Annotated in this window: 12 protein-coding genes; 6 read left to right on the top strand and 6 right to left on the bottom strand. The window is 68.7% G+C overall.

The features are described from left to right. The first annotated feature begins 88 nt into the window (after nucleotides 1-88). Entirely contained in the window at nucleotides 89-901 is an 813-nt protein-coding gene (locus EV648_RS27750) for a GNAT family N-acetyltransferase (protein ID WP_132297947.1), read from the top strand. 294 nt (nucleotides 902-1,195) lie between these two features. Continuing rightward, nucleotides 1,196-2,011 (top strand): GNAT family N-acetyltransferase, encoded by an 816-nt coding sequence (locus EV648_RS27755; protein ID WP_132297949.1) that lies wholly within the window; start codon nucleotides 1,196-1,198, stop codon nucleotides 2,009-2,011. 6 nt (nucleotides 2,012-2,017) lie between these two features. On the opposite strand, the gene glpK is transcribed toward EV648_RS27755, so the two are convergent. From glpK to EV648_RS27785, 6 genes are all read right to left on the bottom strand, one after another. After that, nucleotides 2,018-3,541: a glycerol kinase GlpK gene (glpK, locus tag EV648_RS27760; protein ID WP_132297951.1), complete on the bottom strand. Its 1,524-nt coding sequence runs from the start codon at nucleotides 3,539-3,541 to the stop codon at nucleotides 2,018-2,020. A 105-nt stretch (nucleotides 3,542-3,646) separates the two neighbouring features. After that, a complete protein-coding gene (locus EV648_RS27765) occupies nucleotides 3,647-4,405 on the bottom strand; it encodes an IclR family transcriptional regulator (RefSeq protein ID WP_132297953.1) in 759 nt (252 codons plus the stop codon). A gap of 80 nt (nucleotides 4,406-4,485) precedes the next feature. After that, nucleotides 4,486-7,017 (bottom strand): ABC transporter permease, encoded by a 2,532-nt coding sequence (locus EV648_RS27770; RefSeq protein WP_132297955.1) that lies wholly within the window; start codon nucleotides 7,015-7,017, stop codon nucleotides 4,486-4,488. Next, nucleotides 7,017-7,775, bottom strand: a complete 759-nt coding sequence (locus EV648_RS27775; RefSeq protein WP_132297957.1) for an ABC transporter ATP-binding protein — start codon at nucleotides 7,773-7,775, stop codon at nucleotides 7,017-7,019. Before EV648_RS27775 ends, EV648_RS27770 begins: the two co-directional genes overlap by 1 nt. 987 nt (nucleotides 7,776-8,762) lie before the next feature. Then, nucleotides 8,763-10,448 carry a ribonuclease J gene (locus tag EV648_RS27780; RefSeq protein WP_132297959.1) on the bottom strand — a complete coding sequence of 562 codons (1,686 nt, stop codon included), beginning with the start codon at nucleotides 10,446-10,448 and terminating at the stop codon, nucleotides 8,763-8,765. Nucleotides 10,449-10,542: 94 nt separating this feature from the next. Further along, on the bottom strand, nucleotides 10,543-11,430 hold the full coding sequence (locus tag EV648_RS27785) for a PD-(D/E)XK nuclease family protein (RefSeq protein ID WP_132297961.1): 888 nt from the start codon (nucleotides 11,428-11,430) through the stop codon (nucleotides 10,543-10,545). A gap of 193 nt (nucleotides 11,431-11,623) precedes the next feature. Here EV648_RS27785 and EV648_RS27790 point away from each other — a divergent pair, with 193 nt between their 5' ends. The 4 genes from EV648_RS27790 to arc all read left to right on the top strand — a co-directional run bounded on the left by EV648_RS27790 (nucleotide 11,624) and on the right by arc (nucleotide 17,518). Continuing rightward, nucleotides 11,624-12,472, top strand: coding sequence for an intradiol ring-cleavage dioxygenase (locus EV648_RS27790; RefSeq protein WP_132297963.1), 849 nt, complete (start codon nucleotides 11,624-11,626; stop codon nucleotides 12,470-12,472). A 35-nt stretch (nucleotides 12,473-12,507) separates the two neighbouring features. Next, on the top strand, nucleotides 12,508-13,659 hold the full coding sequence (locus EV648_RS27795; RefSeq protein ID WP_241995644.1) for a site-2 protease family protein: 1,152 nt from the start codon (nucleotides 12,508-12,510) through the stop codon (nucleotides 13,657-13,659). A 1,090-nt stretch (nucleotides 13,660-14,749) separates the two neighbouring features. After that, nucleotides 14,750-15,706: a tRNA (adenine-N1)-methyltransferase gene (locus EV648_RS27800; protein WP_132297965.1), complete on the top strand. Its 957-nt coding sequence runs from the start codon at nucleotides 14,750-14,752 to the stop codon at nucleotides 15,704-15,706. Nucleotides 15,707-15,775: 69 nt separating this feature from the next. Beyond that, complete coding sequence (arc, locus tag EV648_RS27805; RefSeq protein ID WP_132191298.1) at nucleotides 15,776-17,518, top strand: proteasome ATPase; 1,743 nt, start codon at nucleotides 15,776-15,778, stop codon at nucleotides 17,516-17,518. Nucleotides 17,519-17,593 lie beyond the last annotated feature (75 nt).

Here is a 17,593-nt window from a genome sequence, read left to right on the forward strand (position 1 = left end):
GAGCGGGCCGGGGCGGTTTGGGGCTGCGGGGCAGCCGGGTGACCTTCGCTGGGTTGTTGTACTTTCAACCACTAGTACTCTGGCGAGTATGACGATGGCTGAGCGGGTGGAGCGTCTCGAGGCCGAGTTGATCTTCCGGTTGTCGGGGCTGAACGAGCGGGTGCGGGACCGGATGGGGATCACCGCCGAGCGGATCGGCGGCGGCATCGCGGTGTCGATGTTGAACGATCCGTCCGGGTTCTGGTCGAAGGCGCAGGGCTTCGGGTTCACCGAGCTGGTGACCAAGGGCCTGATCGGTGAGGTGCTGGACTTCTACCGGGCGGCGGGCACACCGGTGGCGAACTTCCATCTTGCCCCAGAGGTGCTGCCGGCGAACTGGGCCGAGATCTGCGAGGTGCAGGGCTTGGTGGAGGGACAGCCGACGGTGCACAAACTGGTGCGCGACGCGCGGCCGGTGCAGCAGGTCGAGACCTCTCTGCGGGTCGGCCCGATCGGGCCGGAGGACGGGGAAGCCTGGGCCGCGGTCCAGGTCGAGGCCTTCCAGATGCCGGACCCGGACGGCCGGATGGTGGAGATGCTTGCCTCGGTCAACGACCTCCCGGGCCTCACCGGTTACGCCGCCTGGGACGGCGACAAACTCGTCGCCACCGGCGCCCTGTACGTCGACGGTGAACTGGGCGAGTTCGTCAGCGCCGCGACCTTGCCGGAGTACCGCGGGCGCGGCGCGCAGTCGGCCTTGCTCGCCCGCCGCGTGCAGGACGCCCTCGCCGCCGGCTGCACCACCCTCGCAGTCGAGGTCGTGAAACCCGCACCGGGCGAGGCCAACCCGTCGCTGAACAACGTCCGCCGCGCCGGCTTCGAAATCGCATACGACCGCCCCGTCTGGACCTGGAAGGGTTAACACCTGGTCCGTTGGGTCTGCTTGATAAGGCCACAGAGAACAAGTGCTGTTAAGTGGTCAGGTGGATTTGAGCAGCCTCGCGTGGCGCCGTGCGGACCCCATCGTTCATGACCTCAGGCGGAGTAGTGCTGTCCCAGTGGGCCTTCTTGGTCGGGGGAACGTTGGATGTTCAGGTGGCAGCCGTGCAGTGGTCGTTGTTACGGCGGTCTTTCGGGTGGTTGGAGTTCACTTGTTTGTTCACACTGGCGGCCTAGAGTCGAGGATGTAGTTCACCCCTGTTTAGGAGGATGTTCGATGTCGTGGGACCGGATCGCTGAGCTGCTTGAGCTTGCTGAGGCTGAGGCGGTTTGGGGGTACGAGAACGCGGCGCCTCCCTCGGCGGTGAAGTTGCTGGGGCTCGCGTCGAAGCGGCTTGGCGGTGGGGTGGTGCTGGCGGCGCGCAACGACGTGACGAACTACTGGAGCAAGGCGCTCGGTTTCGGCTTCGAGAGCCCAGTCACGGCTGACCTCGTCGCGGAGATCACCGGTTTCTACCGCGAGCAGGGGGCACCTTTCGCGACTCTGCAGTTCGCGCCGTCGGTGCTACCACCGGACTGGGACGCCATCCGCGAGAAGGAGGGCCTCACCGAGGGTGGCACCTGGATGAAGGTCGCCCGGCTGGCGGGTCTGGTGCAGTCGCCCGAGACGGAGCTGCGAATCGCCGAGGTGGGTGCCGCCGATGCCGAGCAGTGGGCGTCGGTGCTGGTGCGCGGCTTCGGGATGCCCGAGGAAGGTATCGCCGAGATGGCGGCCGGAGTGGTCGGGCGGCCCGGCTGGACGGCGTACGGGGCCTGGGACGGCGACGAGCTGGTGGCCGCCGCATCCCTGCTGATCACCGGTCAGGTAGCGGAGTTCCCGGGTGCCTCGACGTTGCCGGGTCATCGCGGCAGAGGCGCGCAGTCGGCGCTGCTCGCGGTCCGCGCTCGGCAGGCTGCCGCGGTCGGCGCGAAATGGCTGAGCGCCGAGACAGGCAAGCCGGAGGTCGAAGGCGCCAACGCATCCCTGAACAACATGCTCCGCACCGGCTTCGAGATCCGCTACGAACGCCAGAACTGGATCTGGCGCCCCTGATCCGGGTTATTGATCCGAGCGCGCCTGGTCGGGCCGGATCCAGCCGAAGGTGCGCTGGACGGCGGCCTGCCAGTTCGCGTACTCCGTGGCCCGGCGATCCGGATCCATGTTGGGGAGCCACTGGCCGGCGCGGTGCCAGTTGCTCCGGAGTCCCTCGAGATCGGGCCAGTAGCCGACCGCCAGCCCAGCGGCGTACGCGGCGCCGAGTGAGACCGTCTCCGTCACCATCGGCCGGACCACCGGTACGTCGAGCAGGTCGGCCAGGAACTGCATCAGCAGGTTGTTCGCCGTCATCCCGCCGTCGACCTTCAACGCGGTCAGCGCGATCCCGGAGTCCGCGTTCATCGCGTTGACCACTTCGAGGGTCTGGAACCCGGTCGCCTCGAGCACCGCCCGGGCCAGGTGTCCCTTGGTGATGTAGCCGGTCAGCCCCGCGATCACGCCCCGCGCCTCGCTGCGCCAGTGCGGCGCGAACAGCCCGGAGAACGCGGGCACGATGTAGGCGCCGCCGTTGTCCTCGACGGTCCGCGCGAGCGTCTCGATCTCCGCCGCGGTGTGGATCAGCCCGAGCCCGTCCCGGAACCACTGCACCAGCGAGCCGGTGACCGCCATCGACCCTTCCAGCGCGTACGCCGCGGGCTCGGAGCCGATTTGGTATGCGACGGTGGTGAGCATTCCGTGGGTCGATCGGACGATCTCCTTACCGGTGTGAAGCAGCAGGAACGACCCGGTGCCATACGTGCACTTGGCCTCGCCGGGACTGAAACACGTCTGCCCGAACAGCGCGGCCTGCTGATCCCCGAGCGCCGCACCGATCCGTACTCCGGGCAGCACCTCGGTGGCGGTCGCGAAAACCCCTGACGACGGGCGGATCTCCGGCAGCACCGACCGCGGTACGTCGAACGCGGCGAGCAGGCGGTCGTCCCATTCCAGGGTCTCGATGTTCATCAGCATCGTCCGGCTGGCGTTCGTCACGTCCGTCACGTGCAGGCCGCCCTGCGGACCACCGGTGAAGTTCCAGATCAGCCAGCTCTCCATCGTGCCGAACAGCACCTCGCCCCGTTCCGCGCGAGCGCGCAACCCGGGCGTGTGGTCGAGCATCCAGCGCAGCCGCGGCGCGGAGAAGTACGTCGTCAGCGGCAGCCCGCAGAGATCCGCGAACCGGTCCGGGCCCTCGTCGCCGGCCAGTTCGGTGATCAGCCGGTCGGTCCGGGTGTCCTGCCAGACCACGGCGTGGCCGACCGGCTGACCCGTCCGGCGGTCCCAGAGCAGGCTGGTCTCCCGCTGGTTGGTGATGCCGATGGCAACGATCTGGGACGGCTCGGCGGCGATCTGGCGGATCGCCGCGGGCACCACCCGGGTGACGTTGCGCCAGATCTCGGCGGCGTCGTGCTCGACCCAGCCGGGCCGCGGGAAGAGTTGCCGGTGCTCGCGCTGCGCGACCGACACCAGCCGCCCGCGCCGGTCGAAGAGGATGCACCGGGTCGAGTTCGTCCCCTGGTCCACCGCCGCGACGTACTGTTCAGCCATCCGAACCCCCCTTGCCCGACAGCACCCGAGGTACCGGCAGTACCTCGAACCGTAGGCCCCAGACGGCCGTTCGCGCACCCACCGAGGCACGGACGCGCCGCGGCATCAGCGCTCTTCCCGCAGATCGCGGCCGATGGCCTCGGCGGTGGCGCGGACCATGGTGATCAGGTCGCTGCGGTGCCGCAGCCGGCTGTCGCAGATGCGCTCGATCCGGCCGGTCAGCCCGACCGCCCCGACCACCAGGCCGCCGAGACCGCGGATCGGCGCGGCGATCCCGGCCAGTTCCACGGTGTGCTCCTCGAACTCGCCGGCCCAACCCTTCGCCCGGACCGCCATCAGTTCCTCGGCCAGCCGGGCCGGGTCGACGATCGTCCGGGTCGTGTACGCGTCGAGCCTGCCGGGCCGTGCGGCTCCGCTCGCGTCGAAGGCGAGCACGGCCTTGCCGAGGGCGCACGCGTGCGGCGGCAGCGTCGTACCGACGTCGAGGTCCTGGTCGCTGTCGTCGGGGCGGAAGACGTGGTGCACGACGACGACCTTGCCCTCGACCAGGCGGCCGACGCGGACCACCTCGCCGCTGCGGGAGGCCAGGGAGTCGGCCCAGTTGATCGCGCGGCTGCGAAGCTCGTTCGGGTCCAGGTAGGTCTCGCCGAGGCGGCCGAAGGCGTCACTGAGCCGGTAGTGCGCGCCGGTGTGGTCCTGCTCGACGAACCCGACCTGGTGCAGGGTCTTGAGGATGCCGTGCACGGTCGGCTTGGCCAGGCCGAGCGCGTTGCCCAGATCGGCCACACCGAGCCCGTTCGGCGCCGCCGCGAGCAGTCGCAGCACAGCGGCCGCCCGCTCGATGGACTGCACGCTCCCCGGCACACCGGCAGGCTACCTGCGAATTCCTGTCCTGGCTGCGGTTCACGTCCTGGCCGGTCTTGGCGTCCATCACGACCGGCTGGTCACTCGGTGGCGATCGCCCGCAGTACGTCGAGCCTTGCTGCACGGCGTGACGGCCACACTGCAGCCAGTACGCCGACCGCGGCCGCGACCAGCACGGCGATCACCAGTTGCAGCACCGGGATGTCCAGGACGGCGAGTCCGTCGTCCGCCATCACCTGCTGGATCGAGGCGCCGAAGAGCACGCCGATCACCAGGCCCAGCAGGGCGCCGAGGAGCGCGATCGCGATCGACTCGACCTGGAGCATCCGCCGCAGCTGCGGGCGATCCATCCCGATCGCGCGGAGCAGGCCGATCTCCCGGGTCCGCTCGACCACGCCGAGCGCGAGGGTGTTCACGATGCCGAGCACGGCAATCAGGATCGCCAGCGCCAGCAGCATGCCGACCACGCCGAGGATCGCGTTGATCGGTCCGCGCTCACCCTTCGCGTACGCCTGCTGGTCGCGGACCTGGACGGCGGGGTAGTCCTGCAGCTTGGCGACCACCGTCGGCAGCACGGTGGCAATACTGGTGCCGTCGGCAACTTCGACGTACAGGGTCGAGTCGCTCGCTGCGCCGCCGATCGCGGTGTAGCCGGGCAGGGAGAGCGCGATCGCGTTGAGCTGCCTGTTCGGCGCGATCACGCCGGCCACGGTCAGCCGGTGGGTGCCGGTCGTGGTGATCAGTTGGAAGGCTTTGCCGACGGAGAGGTCGAGCGTCCTGGCCAGATTGCGTGGGACGATCGCCTGGCCGGGTTGCAGGCCGCTGACCGTGCCCGCCTCGACCTGCGCGGTGATCGGCCCGTCGAGCGTGCCTTCGTCGACTCCGGCCACCCGCACCGACGTGTCGCCGACCTTGCCGGCCATCTGACGGACCCGGTGCACCGAGGTGATGCCGGGCACCTCGGCGATCCGGTCGCGGACCTGCCCGCTGAACGGGTTGCCGCCGTCCCTGGTGACCACCAGGTCCGAAGTACCGATGGCGTCGGTGATGCCCTTGTCGACGGACGCCTTCGCGGACGACGCGATCACCACCAGGCCGCTGACCAGGGCGAGCGAGATCATCAGCGCTGACGCGGTAGCCGACGTACGCCGCGGATTGCGCTCCGCGTTCCGCCGCCCGAGGGTCACTGGCGCCTTGCGCCCGAACGGCGACATCAGCCCGCGTACGGCGTACCGGCTGATCAGCGGGCTCGTCATCACGACGCCGAGCAGGGTGATCGCAGCACCGAGGCCGAGCAGTACTGCGGCCGGCAGGCCTTTGAGGTTGACCGCGATCGCATAGACGGTGGCTGCCATCAGCAGCATGAACGCACCGATGATGACGCGGACCAGGATCGAGCGCTCGGGCAGCATCGCGTCGTCGCGCATGGCGGCGACGGGTGGGAGCTTCCCGGCACGGCGGGCGGCCGGGTACGCGGCGGCCAGCGTGATGCCGATGCCGAGGAGATAGCAGGTGATGATCGTCTCCGGGCTGATCTGCAGCACCGCGGTGGGGATTGCCAGGTCGAGTCGCTGGTAGAAGAACTGGAGCCCCGCGGCGACGCCTCCGCCGAGCAGTAGGCCGAGGGTGGAACCGATGGCGCCGATCACGAGGCCCTCGGCGAGGACGGTCCCGGTGACCTGGCCGCGGGATGCGCCGATCGCGCGGAGCATCGCGAGCTCGCGGGAACGCTGGGCGACCAGCATCGCGAAGGTGTTGACGATCAGGAACGCGCCGACGAAGAGCGCCAGGCCGGCGAACATCAGCAGCACCGTGCTGAAGCCGCCGAAGGTGTCGTCCAGCGCGTTCTTGCCGTCGGCCGAGACCTGCGCGGCGGTACGTACGGTCGCGTCCTTGCCGGCGACAGCCTCGATCGCCTTCGTGACGGCAGCCGAGTCCTGTCCGGGCTGAATCGCGACGCCGATGGAGGTCCAGCCTGGTCCGCCGAGCAGCAGTCGTTGGCCGGTGGCCGGGTCGAAGGTGACGAGCGGGGCGCCTGCCGCAGCGCCGGCGAGTACTGGGGTGGTTATCGCGGTGAGCGTGCCGGTCACGGCCTGGGCGGGGGTGACCACCTTGACCTTGTCGCCGAGCTCGTACCCCTCGCGCTGTGCGGTGGACTGGTCGAGGCCGAGCTGGCCCTCGCCCCACGGCGCCTTGCCGTCGATCAGTTTGAAGGGGGCGGTGCGCGGGTCGTGCGGCCAGCCGGCGCCGTACGTCGGGAGGCCGTACGTGTCGCTGGGTTTGCCGTCGGAGCCGAGGATCTGCGGGCCGGTGGTGAGGAGCTGCGGGTCGGTTCCGGCGACGCCCGGAACCGCGGCGATCTGGTGCGCGAGGTCCGACGAGAGGGTCGCCGGGCGGGCGCTCGAAGTACCGGTGTCGTCCGACAGCGCCGAGACCGGCGTGACGGTGATGTCGGCGGTGCTGCCCGCGAAGTTCTTCTTCAGCGCGGTCGAGAGGGTGTCGGTGAAGATCATCGCGCCGGAGACGAACCCGATGCCCAGCATCACGGCCACCGTGCACAGGACGAAGCGGAGCCTGTGCGCGAGCACCGACCGCAGGCCGAGCTTGAGCATCAGCCCGCCTCGTGCGCGTCGAGCTGCTTCATCATGTCGAGGACCGACTCCGCGGTCGGGTCGGGCAGCTCGGACTCCAGGCGGCCGTCGGCGAGGAAGAGCACCCGGTCGGCGTACGCCGCGGCCGTGGGATCGTGGGTCACCATCACCACGGTCTGCCCGAACTCGCGCACCGAGCGGTGCAGGAAACCGAGCACGTCCGCCGACGAACGCGAATCGAGATTGCCGGTCGGCTCGTCCGCGAACACCACGTCGGGCCGGGATACGAGCGCCCGAGCACAGGCAACCCGCTGCTGCTGACCGCCGGAGAGCTCGGCCGGCTTGTGGTTGAGCCGATCCCCGAGGCCGATGGTGGTGATCACCTTGTCGAGCCATTCCCGGTCGGGCTTCCGGTTGGCGAGGTCGAGCGGGAGCGTGATGTTCTCCAGCGCGCTGAGCGTCGGCACCAGGTTGAACGCCTGGAACACGAACCCGATCCGATCCCTGCGCAGATGCGTCAGCGCCTTCTCGTCCAGCCGGGTCAGCTCGACATCCCCCAACCAGACCTGCCCAGCCGACGGCCGATCAAGCCCCGCCAGACAATGCAACAAGGTCGACTTCCCAGACCCCGAAGGCCCCATGATCGCGGTGAACCGCCCCCGCCCGAAGTCCACACTCACATCATCCAGCGCATCAATCCGGGTCTCGCCGCCCCCGTACCGCTTCCCCACCCCCACAGTCCGAACCGCCACCACCCTCTCAACAACCTCCACACTCATACCCGAACGCTAACCGCCCCCAGGCCCACCCAGCCCCCCAACCCATCCGCGCCTGGCGCGCCGACCCAAACCCACGACTGCGAGCTCGCTCGCGCGCCCAGCGGGGCAGTCCCGGGTGAGCTTGTACGGCGTGCTGGGTCCGGGCGGGTTCTGCGTGTGCAGGTTCGGGTGGTTTCGCCAGCGCAGGTTCCGGGGGGGGGCGTCCCCGGGCTGCGTGATGGTACTGGTCGGGGTGCACCAGTGAGCGCCTTCGGCGTCCCTTCGGGATCGGAACAAGTTCCGAGTCTTGACCCACACCACCCCGACCAGGGAAGGAACGCAGCTGTCCCGGAGCCACTGGGAGGTGTGGCGACAACGCCCGGGAAGATCGAGACGTTCGAGCTCGCCCACGAAGGACTCGAGCGAGGCTGCTCCTCTGCATGGGAGCTCGGGGAGTTGCCGCTGCCCGAAGAGGGCGGCGGGCTCCCCGAAACCGGCACCTTGTGCACCATCCGAGCAAATCCCGGCGTTCCGGACACTCAGGCCGGGCGGTGCACAAAGTGCGGGCTCGGACACCAAGTCGGGACCTTGAACACCACATGAGCTGTCCCCGGTCCCGACCAGGTGTCCGAGGTCCCCACAACCACACCGGCCACCGGCCCCCCGCGAGGTGTCCCCGGTCCCCACAGCCCGCCGCCACCGGCTCCACCGCGGTCAGCGGGGTTTTCCGATGGCTGGTTGTTCGACGGCTGGCGCCTTGTGCAAGCCGCCGGCAGTCGGACAAGACGCCAGCGGGGCCGCTGGATCGACGAAACCGCCACTCGTGGCCGGAACGACGATCTGGATGCCGCCGGCGTACCACCGGAAAGGAAGTAGTTGAGCTGGTCTTAGTACCTGCAGCAGGGTGCCTGGCTGGGCATTCGAGCGAGCTCGCAGCAGTGGTTGGGGTGGTCGAATGACCGCGCGCGGTGGGTGCGTGGGGCTGTCTGGTTTCAGCGGGGTGGTGGGTCAGGCGTCGATGACGACCGGGATTACTACTGGGCGGCGGCGCCAGTGGCGGTAGGTCCAGTTGCCGACGGAGCGGCCTACCAGTTCTTCCAGGGCGTTGGCCTCGCCGATGCCTTCGGAGGCTGCCTTCGCGAGGGTTTCCTCGATGACGGGGATGACCTCTTTGAAGGTGGTGTCGTCGTGGACGAAGCCGCGGGCCAGGAAGTCCGGCGGCTCGGCCAGGCGGCCCGTGTTCGCATCGACGAGCAGGACGACGGTGACGACGCCCTCCTCAGCCAGCGCACGGCGGTCCTTCAGCGACGCCTCGGTGACCCCGCCGACGGTCATCGCGTCGACGTACACGTAGCCCGCCTCGACCTTGCCGACGATCCTCGCGCGGCCGCGGTCCAGGTCGACCACCACTCCGTCCTCGGCGATGATCACCCGATCGGCCGGTACTCCGGTCCGGGTGGCGAGCTCGGCGTTCGCCTTCAGGTGCCGGAACTCGCCGTGGATCGGCATCACGTTGCGCGGCTTGACCAGGTTGTAGCAGTAGACCAGCTCGCCCGCGCTCGCGTGCCCGGAGACGTGCACCTTCGCGTTGCCCTTGTGGACGACGTTCGCGCCCCAGCGGATCAGGCCGTTGATCACCGCGTAGATCGCGTTCTCGTTGCCGGGGATCAGCGAACTGGCCATCAGTACGGTGTCGCCCTCGCCGATCCGGATCATGTGGTCGCGGTTCGCCATCCGGGACAGCGCGGCCATCGGCTCGCCCTGGGAGCCGGTGCAGATCAGCGTGACCTTGCGGTCCGGCAGCTTCTCCAGCTCCTTCAGGTCGACGATCAGACCCTTCGGAATCTTCAGATACCCGAGATCGCCGGCGATGCCCATGTTGCGGACCATCGAGCGCCCCACGAACGCGACCTTGCGGCCACCCGCCTTCGCGGCATCCAGAACCTGCTGGATCCGGTGCACATGGCTGGCGAAGCTGGACACGATGATCCGGCCGGGCGCCGTCCGGAAAACGGTGTCGATCGCCGGACCGAGGTCCTTCTCGGCGGTGGTGAAGCCCGGTACGTCGGCGTTGGTGGAGTCCGTCATGAACAGATCCACGCCTTCCTCGCCGAGCTTGGCGAAGCCGCGCAGGTCGGTGAGGCGGCGGTCCAGCGGGAACTGGTCCATCTTGAAGTCGCCGGTGTGCAGTACTACGCCGGCCTTCGTCCGGATCGCGACCGCGAGGCCGTCCGGGATGGAGTGGTTGACGGCGAGGAAGTCGCACTCGAACGGGCCGAGCTTGCGCCGGTCGCCCTCCTTGACCTCCACGGTCACGGGCTTGATCCGGTGCTCCTTGAGCTTCGCGGTCAGGAACGCCAGGGTGAGCCTGGAGCCGACCACTGGGATGTCGGCGCGCTCCTTCAGCAGGTACGGCACGCCGCCGATGTGGTCCTCGTGGCCGTGCGTGAGGACGATGGCGTCGATCTTGTCCAGCCGGTCCCGGATCCAGCCGAAGTCGGGCAGGATCACGTCGACGCCGGGCTGGTGCTCCTCGGGGAACAGCACGCCGCAGTCCACCACGAGCAACCGGCCGCGATGTTCGAACACGGTCATGTTGCGGCCGATCTCGCCGAGGCCGCCGAGAGCGACCACGCGGAGTGCGTTGTCGGGGAGTCTGGGCGGTTGGCCGAGGTCGGGATGCGGATGGCTCATAGTGTGGACGGTATCCGAGTCCGGTGACACACCCGGGCATCGACCGGGTGTGAGCAGCACCTCAGCCAACTGCTAACGGCCCTCATATCGCCCCTCAGCCGTCCACTCCGACGAGGTCTACGCCGGCGGATTCCTGGGCGACCTCCTCGACCGAGCGCACCGGCAGCGGCGGGGGAGTGCCACCCCAGGCCGGGCAGATCGCCTTGTGGTCGCACCAGTCGCACAGCGGCCCCGGGCTCGGCCGCCAGTCGCCCGACTCCAGCGCCCGGGTGATCGCGTTCCACAGTGCGCCGACCTTGCGCTCGCAGGCGAGCAGGTCGGCCTCGTCCGGGACATAGCGGACTATCTCGCCATTGCCGAGGTAGACCAGCTGGAGCATCGCCGGGACCACCCCGCGCAGCCGCCACAGCACGAGCGCGTAGAACTTCATCTGGAACAGCGCCTTCGCCTCGAAGAACTCCGACGGCGACCGGCCGGTCTTGTAGTCCACCACCCGGATCTCGCCCGTCGGAGCCACGTCCAGGCGATCGACGTACCCCCGGAGCGTGAGACCCGACTCGAGCTCGGTCTCGACGTACAGCTCGCGCTCGGCGGGCTCCAGCGCGTTCGGGTCTTCCAGGGTGAAGTACTTGCCGAGCAGCTGATGGGCCTCAGCCAGCCACTTGGCCAGCTCGGCACCGTCCGCGTCCTCGGCGAACAACTCGGCGACCTCAGGCTCGGCAGCCAGTACCTGCTGCCACTGCGGCTCGAGCATCTCGGCCGCGTGCTCGAGGGTTCGCTGGCCGGCCGGCAGGTCGAAGAGGCGCTCGAGGACGCCGTGCACCACCGTGCCCCGCACGGCGGCGGAGGACGGTTTCTCCGGCAGCCGGTCGATCACCCGGAACCGGTACTTGAGCGGGCAGGACATGAAATCCGCCGCCCGGGACGGGGACAAGGCTCCGCGCGGGTGGCCGTGCACATCGACTGCTGCTGCAACGCTCATGCCCGAAAGGCTAGGCGAGACCACCGACACTGCGCGCGCACGCCGCACCAGGCTGTGGACAACCACCTCACAAACGGTTCAGAACCGCCCGACCACCGGTTGAATCGGCTCACAGGGAACTCCCAGCGGACTTTCGGCAAACCATCGGCCTCGGTCGGCACTCTGGAATCACAGCCGACCAAGGAGACCGACCATGACACCCCCGCACGAACACGACCTGGGCCTCGTACACGACCTGGGCACGCTCCGCCGGCGGAACGTGCTGCGACTGTTGGCAGGCGTCGGCTTCGCGGCGATGGCCGGCTGTGCGACCGACGACTCCACTTCCGGCGGCTCCACGAGCCCTTCCAGCAGCAGCCCGTCCAGCAGCGGTACGACGTCGGCCACTACGCCGAGCCCCAGCGCATCGACCGCAGACGTCGACGAGATCCCCTCCGAAACAGCCGGCCCGTTCCCAGGAGACGGGTCGAACGGCCCGAATGTGCTGACCGAGTCCGGCATCGTCCGCAGCGACATCACCAAGAGCTTCGGATCCTCCTCAGGCGTTGCCGAAGGAGTCCCGCTCACGGTTGAGCTCGTAGTACTGGATGCGGACAAGGACACCGCGCTGGCGGGTGCTGCCGTCTACCTGTGGCACTGCGACGCCCAGGGCCGGTACTCGCTCTACGACACGGAGATCACCGACGAGAACTACCTGCGCGGCGTCCAGGCGGCCGATGCCAACGGCAAGGTCACCTTCACCACGATCTTCCCCGCGGCGTACTCCGGCAGGTGGCCCCACATCCACTTCGAGGTCTACGCGTCGCTGTCGGAGGCCACGGCCGCAGGGAAGATCAGTGCGACCTCCCAGCTGGCTCTGCCCGAAGAGGCCTGCAAGGCGGTCTACGCGACCTCCGGGTACGACGGGAGCACCCAGAACCTGTCCAGGACGTCGCTGCAGAGTGACAACGTCTTCGGCGACGACGGCGGCGTACACCAGCTGGCGAGCATGAGCGGCAGCGTGCAGGAAGGCTATGCAGCTCGCCTCACCGTGGGTGTGTAGCACGGCGTTACCTAGGGACCAGTAGCGTTACCTCGATGTCCGAGCCGCGTGATCCCCAGAGTCCCGCCCAGCCTGCCGGCGCACCACCCGGCACCTGGGTGCTCGGCCGTGTCAAGGGGATCCGGCTCACCATGCGGTACACCTGGCTTCCGGTCGCAGTACTGCTGGCTCTGGGCTTCTCCAGCATCATCGGGCAGCAGTTCCCCGACCTTGGCAACTGGCGCTACGTGGCGTCGTTCGCCTTCGTGATCGCGTTCACCGTGTCGATCCTGCTGCACGAGCTCGCACACGCGCTGGCGGCGCTGAAGTTCAACATCCAGGTGTCGGAGATCAACCTCGGCTTCTTCGCGGCCGGCACGCACATCGAGGGGGAGCGCAAGAGCCCTTTCGAGGAGTTCGTCGTCTCGGTGGTCGGCCCGCTGGCCTCCCTGCTCGTCGGCGGCCTCGCGTACCTCGGTGCGCGCGCGGCTGACGAAGGCGTCGCGTACGTCGCGCTGTTCGAACTCGCCGTGGCCAACCTGATCGTTGGCGTCACCAACCTGCTCCCGGGGCTGCCGCTGGACGGTGGCTGGGTACTGCGAGCGTTCGTCTGGAAGCTGACGGGCAACATGCACACCGGGACGATCGCGGCCGCGTGGGCGGGCCGCCTGATCGCCATCGCGGTACTGGCCGCGCCTGTGATCCTGCAAGAGTTGTTCGACCGGCCGCCGACCATCATCGACTTCGTGATCGCCCTTGCGGTCGGCTTCTTCCTCTGGATGGGCTCGACGGCCTCGCTCATGCAGGCCCGGCTCCGCCGCAAGCTCCCCGCCCTCCAGGTCCGCACCCTCGCCCGCCGCGCGATCGCCGTACACGCCAGTACTCCGGTGTCGGAAGCGGTCCGCCTAGCCGCCGGGGCGCAAGCGGGCGCCGTAGTGGTCATCGACGGCGACGACAAGCCCCACGCGCTCGTCTCGGAGTCCGCAGTCAACGCGATCGCCCCGAACCAGCGCCCCTGGACCACGGTCGGCGAGGTAGCCACCCGCATCGGCGCCGGCCACATCATCGGCGTCAACGACACCGGCGAAGAAATCCTCGCCACCCTCCGCAAGAACCCCGCCACCGAATACCTCGTCCTCGACGCCAACGGCGCCGTCTACGGCGTCCTCGCCACCGCCGACGTAGAAGAGGCCTTCCGCGCCCGCTGACCCGGCACGCCGGCATGGCGGTATGGCGGGCGAGGTGGTGGGCGAACATCAGGCGCGGTGGTTCGTCCGGAAAGGGCGCGAGTGGTGCGCCCGGCAACGGATGCGAGTGGTGCGCCCGGCATGGGTGCGGGTGGTTCGGCCGGGCATAGGCCGAGGTGGTTGGCGGTCTCCGCTGCGTGATGGTGCTGGTCGGGCTGGTGTGCGTCAAGAGAAGCGCCTTTGGCGTCCCTTCGGGATCGAAACAAGTTTCGACTCTTGACCCACCCCATCCCGACCAGGGAAGGACGCAGCTACGCGGATCCCGCGCAGAGGTCTGAGCCGGGTCGGGGTGGTGCTTTCGGGATGGGGTGCACCGGGCGACGGAGGTTTGAGCCGGGTCGGGGTGGTGTTTTCGGGGGTGGGGTGTACGGACCGACAGGTAGTACTGGGGTGGTCGCGGAGGTTCCAGGCGTGGGGTGCCTGCCGGGGTGGTGTGTGCGGCGACTACTTCCTGTTCTTCGGTACGCCGGCGGCTCCCGGGGGTGGGTGTTTGCCCCGAGGAGTGGTGGTTGCGGTCATTCGAGGGTTGGCGTTGGTCGGGTTGTTCGTCCACTGGCAGGTTGTTCGGTCAGTGGCGGGTTGGTTGGCGGCGTGTGGCTCGTTGCGGGGTCCGCTGGCGGGTCGTTCGCCGGCTGGCGGCTTGTAGAGCGCCAGTGGCCGAGCAACCCGCCAGCGACGGCCTGCCGGTGGCCCGGAGCGCACCTTGCGCACCAGACGTGCTCCCTGGGCCTTGTCGCCATACCTCTCAGCGGCTCCGGGATAGCTGCGTCCTTCCCTGGTCGGGCTGGTGGGTGTCAAGAGTCGGAACTTGTTCCGATCCCGAAGGGACGCGAAGCGCTCACTTGACGCACACCAGCCCGACTAGCACGATCACGCAGCCCGGGGACGCAACCACCTCCGCCTATGCCGGTGGAACCACCCGAGCCTTTGCCGTTGGAGCCGCCCGAGCCTGTGCCGGTGGACTGTCCAGAACCTGCGCCGACCGGGTCAGCCGGGGGCGGCGTACCGGCGTACCGGGGTGCGGGTGGTGGGCGGTTAAGGTGAGCGCCTTATGTCTGATCTTCGTGACTTTCCTGATGTGTCGTACTCCGGGGTCCACCACGGGCCGCTCCAGGCGGGGGAGTGGATCACCCTGTCGGACCCGAAGGGGCGGCGGCACTCGGTGTTCCTGGAGCGGGGGAGGATCTTCCACACGACCAAGGGCGGGATCGCCCACGACGACCTGATCGACGGGCCGGACGCGGTGGTGATCCGGTCGGCGGGGAACGTCGAGTATCTGGCGCTGCGGCCGTTGATGGCCGACTACTCGGTGTCGATGCCGCGGGGGGCCGCGGTGATCTACCCGAAGGACACCGCGCAGATCGTCACGATGGCCGACATCTTCCCGGGCGCGAAGGTGGTCGAGGCGGGTGCCGGGTCGGGCGCGCTGACCACCGCGCTGCTTCGGGCCGTCGGCATCCATGGGGAGGTCATCTCCTACGAACGGCGCGAGGACTTCGCCGAGGTGGCCCGCAAGAACGTGACCGGGTTCTTCGGCGGGGAGCACCCGGCCTGGCGGCTCGAGGTCGGGGACCTGGTGGAGTCGCTGGACGAGACGGACGTGGATCGCGTCGTACTGGACATGCTGGCCCCCTGGGAGTGCGTTGACGCCGCCGCGGGTGCGCTGGTGCCGGGTGGGGTGTTCTGCGCTTACGTCGCCACCACGACCCAGTTGAGCCGGGTCGTCGAAACGTTGCGGGCGCACGGTGAGTTCACCGAGCCGCGGGCCTGGGAGTCGCTGGTCCGGGACTGGCACGTCGAGGGGCTCGCCGTCCGGCCCGGCCACCGGATGCAGGGGCACACCGCGTTCCTGGTCACCGCCCGGCGGATGGCGCCGGGGGTGAAGGCGCCCCGGAAGAAGCGGCGTCCGGCCCCCGGAGCGTACGGCGACGACTATTCCGGGCCGCGCCGGTCCGAATCGGTCGGGGACACGCCGACGGCAACCGATTCATCCGCAACCGACACGTGATGGGATTCAGCTTGCTCAGTGAGGTTTTCTGGGTAAGGTCCATAGGGTCGAGCCCCACATGGTGAGGTGATGATCGTGGCTGGAGACGAGAGTCCTACCGCGGCAGAGCTGCGTAATCAGGTCCGGTACCTGGAAGCCGAGGTCGCAGCGTTGCGGCGTCGGCTGTTGGAGCACCCGGCGGACAGCCGGTCGCTCGAGAGCAGACTGTCGGAAACCCAAGCGTCCTTGGCGAGCGTGACCGCGCAGAACGAGCGGTTGGCGGAAACGCTGCGCGAGGCCCGAGAGAAGATCATCGCCCTCAAGGAGGAAGTCGACCGGCTGGCGCAACCGCCGTCCGGTTTCGGTACCTTCCTGGGCCGCAACGACGACGACACGCTGGACGTGTTCACCGGGGGACGCAAGCTCCGGGTCGCGGCGAGCCCCTCAGTCGACCTGGACGCGCTCAAGCTCGGCCAGGAACTGATGCTGAACGAGGCGTTGAACGTGGTCGAAGCCTGCGACTTCGAGGTCGTCGGCGACGTAGTCATGCTGAAAGAGCTGCTGGCCGACGGCGAGCGGGCACTGGTCATCGCGCAGGCCGACGAGGAACGGGTCGTCCGACTCGCGTCACCGCTGCTCGACCAGCCGCTGCGGGCCGGCGACTCGCTGCTGCTGGAGCCCCGCTCCGGCTATGTGTACGAACGGATCCCGAAGTCCGAGGTCGAGGAGCTGATCCTCGAAGAGGTGCCGGACATCGACTACACCCAGATCGGCGGCCTCTTCGGCCAGATCGAGCAGATCCGGGACGCGGTCGAGCTGCCGTACCTGCACAAGGACCTGTTCCTGGAGCACGAGCTCAAGCCGCCGAAGGGCGTCCTGCTGTACGGCCCGCCGGGCTGTGGCAAGACGCTGATCGCCAAGGCGGTGGCGAACTCGCTGGCCAAGAAGGTCGCCGAGAAGACCGGTGTCGAGGGCAGGTCGTTCTTCCTCAACATCAAGGGTCCCGAGCTGCTGAACAAGTACGTCGGCGAGACCGAGCGGCACATCCGGCTGGTCTTCCAGCGGGCCCGGGAGAAGGCCTCCGAGGGTATGCCGGTGATCGTGTTCTTCGACGAGATGGACTCGCTGTTCCGCACCCGCGGCTCCGGTGTCTCCTCCGACGTCGAGAACACCATCGTCCCGCAGTTGCTGAGCGAGATCGACGGCGTCGAGGGCCTGGAGAACGTGATCGTCATCGGTGCCTCGAACCGTGAGGACATGATCGACCCGGCGATCCTGCGGCCGGGCCGGCTGGACGTGAAGATCAAGATCGAGCGGCCGGACGCCGAGGGCGCCCGCGACATCTTCTCGAAGTACCTGACCACCACGCTGCCGTTGCACGCCGACGACCTGGGGGAGTTCTCCGGGGACAAGTCGGAGACCGTGAACGGGATGATCCAGCGGGTCGTCGAGCGGATGTACACCGAGACCGACGAGAACCGCTTCCTGGAGGTCACCTACGCCAACGGTGACAAGGAGGTCCTGTACTTCAAGGACTTCAACTCCGGCGCGATGATCCAGAACATCGTCGACCGGGCCAAGAAGATGGCGATCAAGGCCTACCTGGACGAGAACCAGAAGGGTCTGCGGGTGCAGCACCTGCTGCAGGCGTGCGTCGACGAGTTCAAGGAGAACGAGGACCTGCCGAACACGACCAACCCGGACGACTGGGCCCGGATCTCCGGCAAGAAGGGCGAGCGGATCGTCTTCATCCGTACGCTCGTCTCCGGCAAGCAGGGCACCGAGCCCGGCCGCTCCATCGACACGGCAACCAACACCGGGCAGTACCTGTAACACCTGCCCACCACGCGACACCCCAGCCGCCCCGGTCCCCACGGACCGGGGCGGCTGTGCGTTGTCAGCTCAGGC

The sequence above is a fragment of the Kribbella sp. VKM Ac-2568 genome, from assembly GCF_004345365.1.
GTDB classification, from domain to species: domain Bacteria; phylum Actinomycetota; class Actinomycetes; order Propionibacteriales; family Kribbellaceae; genus Kribbella; species Kribbella orskensis.

What these genes read in the sequence shown, in the direction of transcription:
- EV648_RS27795 (WP_241995644.1), top strand. Translation starts at nt 12,508, where the DNA reads ATGTCCGAGCCGCGTGATCCCCAGAGTCCCGCCCAGCCTGCCGGCGCA.
- EV648_RS27780 (WP_132297959.1), bottom strand. Translation starts at nt 10,448, where the DNA reads ATGAGCCATCCGCATCCCGACCTCGGCCAACCGCCCAGACTCCCCGAC.
- EV648_RS27775 (WP_132297957.1), bottom strand. Translation starts at nt 7,775, where the DNA reads ATGAGTGTGGAGGTTGTTGAGAGGGTGGTGGCGGTTCGGACTGTGGGG.
- EV648_RS27770 (WP_132297955.1), bottom strand. Translation starts at nt 7,017, where the DNA reads ATGCTCAAGCTCGGCCTGCGGTCGGTGCTCGCGCACAGGCTCCGCTTC.
- arc (WP_132191298.1), top strand. Translation starts at nt 15,776, where the DNA reads ATGATCGTGGCTGGAGACGAGAGTCCTACCGCGGCAGAGCTGCGTAAT.
- EV648_RS27750 (WP_132297947.1), top strand. Translation starts at nt 89, where the DNA reads ATGACGATGGCTGAGCGGGTGGAGCGTCTCGAGGCCGAGTTGATCTTC.
- EV648_RS27790 (WP_132297963.1), top strand. Translation starts at nt 11,624, where the DNA reads ATGACACCCCCGCACGAACACGACCTGGGCCTCGTACACGACCTGGGC.
- EV648_RS27800 (WP_132297965.1), top strand. Translation starts at nt 14,750, where the DNA reads ATGTCTGATCTTCGTGACTTTCCTGATGTGTCGTACTCCGGGGTCCAC.
- glpK (WP_132297951.1), bottom strand. Translation starts at nt 3,541, where the DNA reads ATGGCTGAACAGTACGTCGCGGCGGTGGACCAGGGGACGAACTCGACC.
- EV648_RS27785 (WP_132297961.1), bottom strand. Translation starts at nt 11,430, where the DNA reads ATGAGCGTTGCAGCAGCAGTCGATGTGCACGGCCACCCGCGCGGAGCC.
- EV648_RS27755 (WP_132297949.1), top strand. Translation starts at nt 1,196, where the DNA reads ATGTCGTGGGACCGGATCGCTGAGCTGCTTGAGCTTGCTGAGGCTGAG.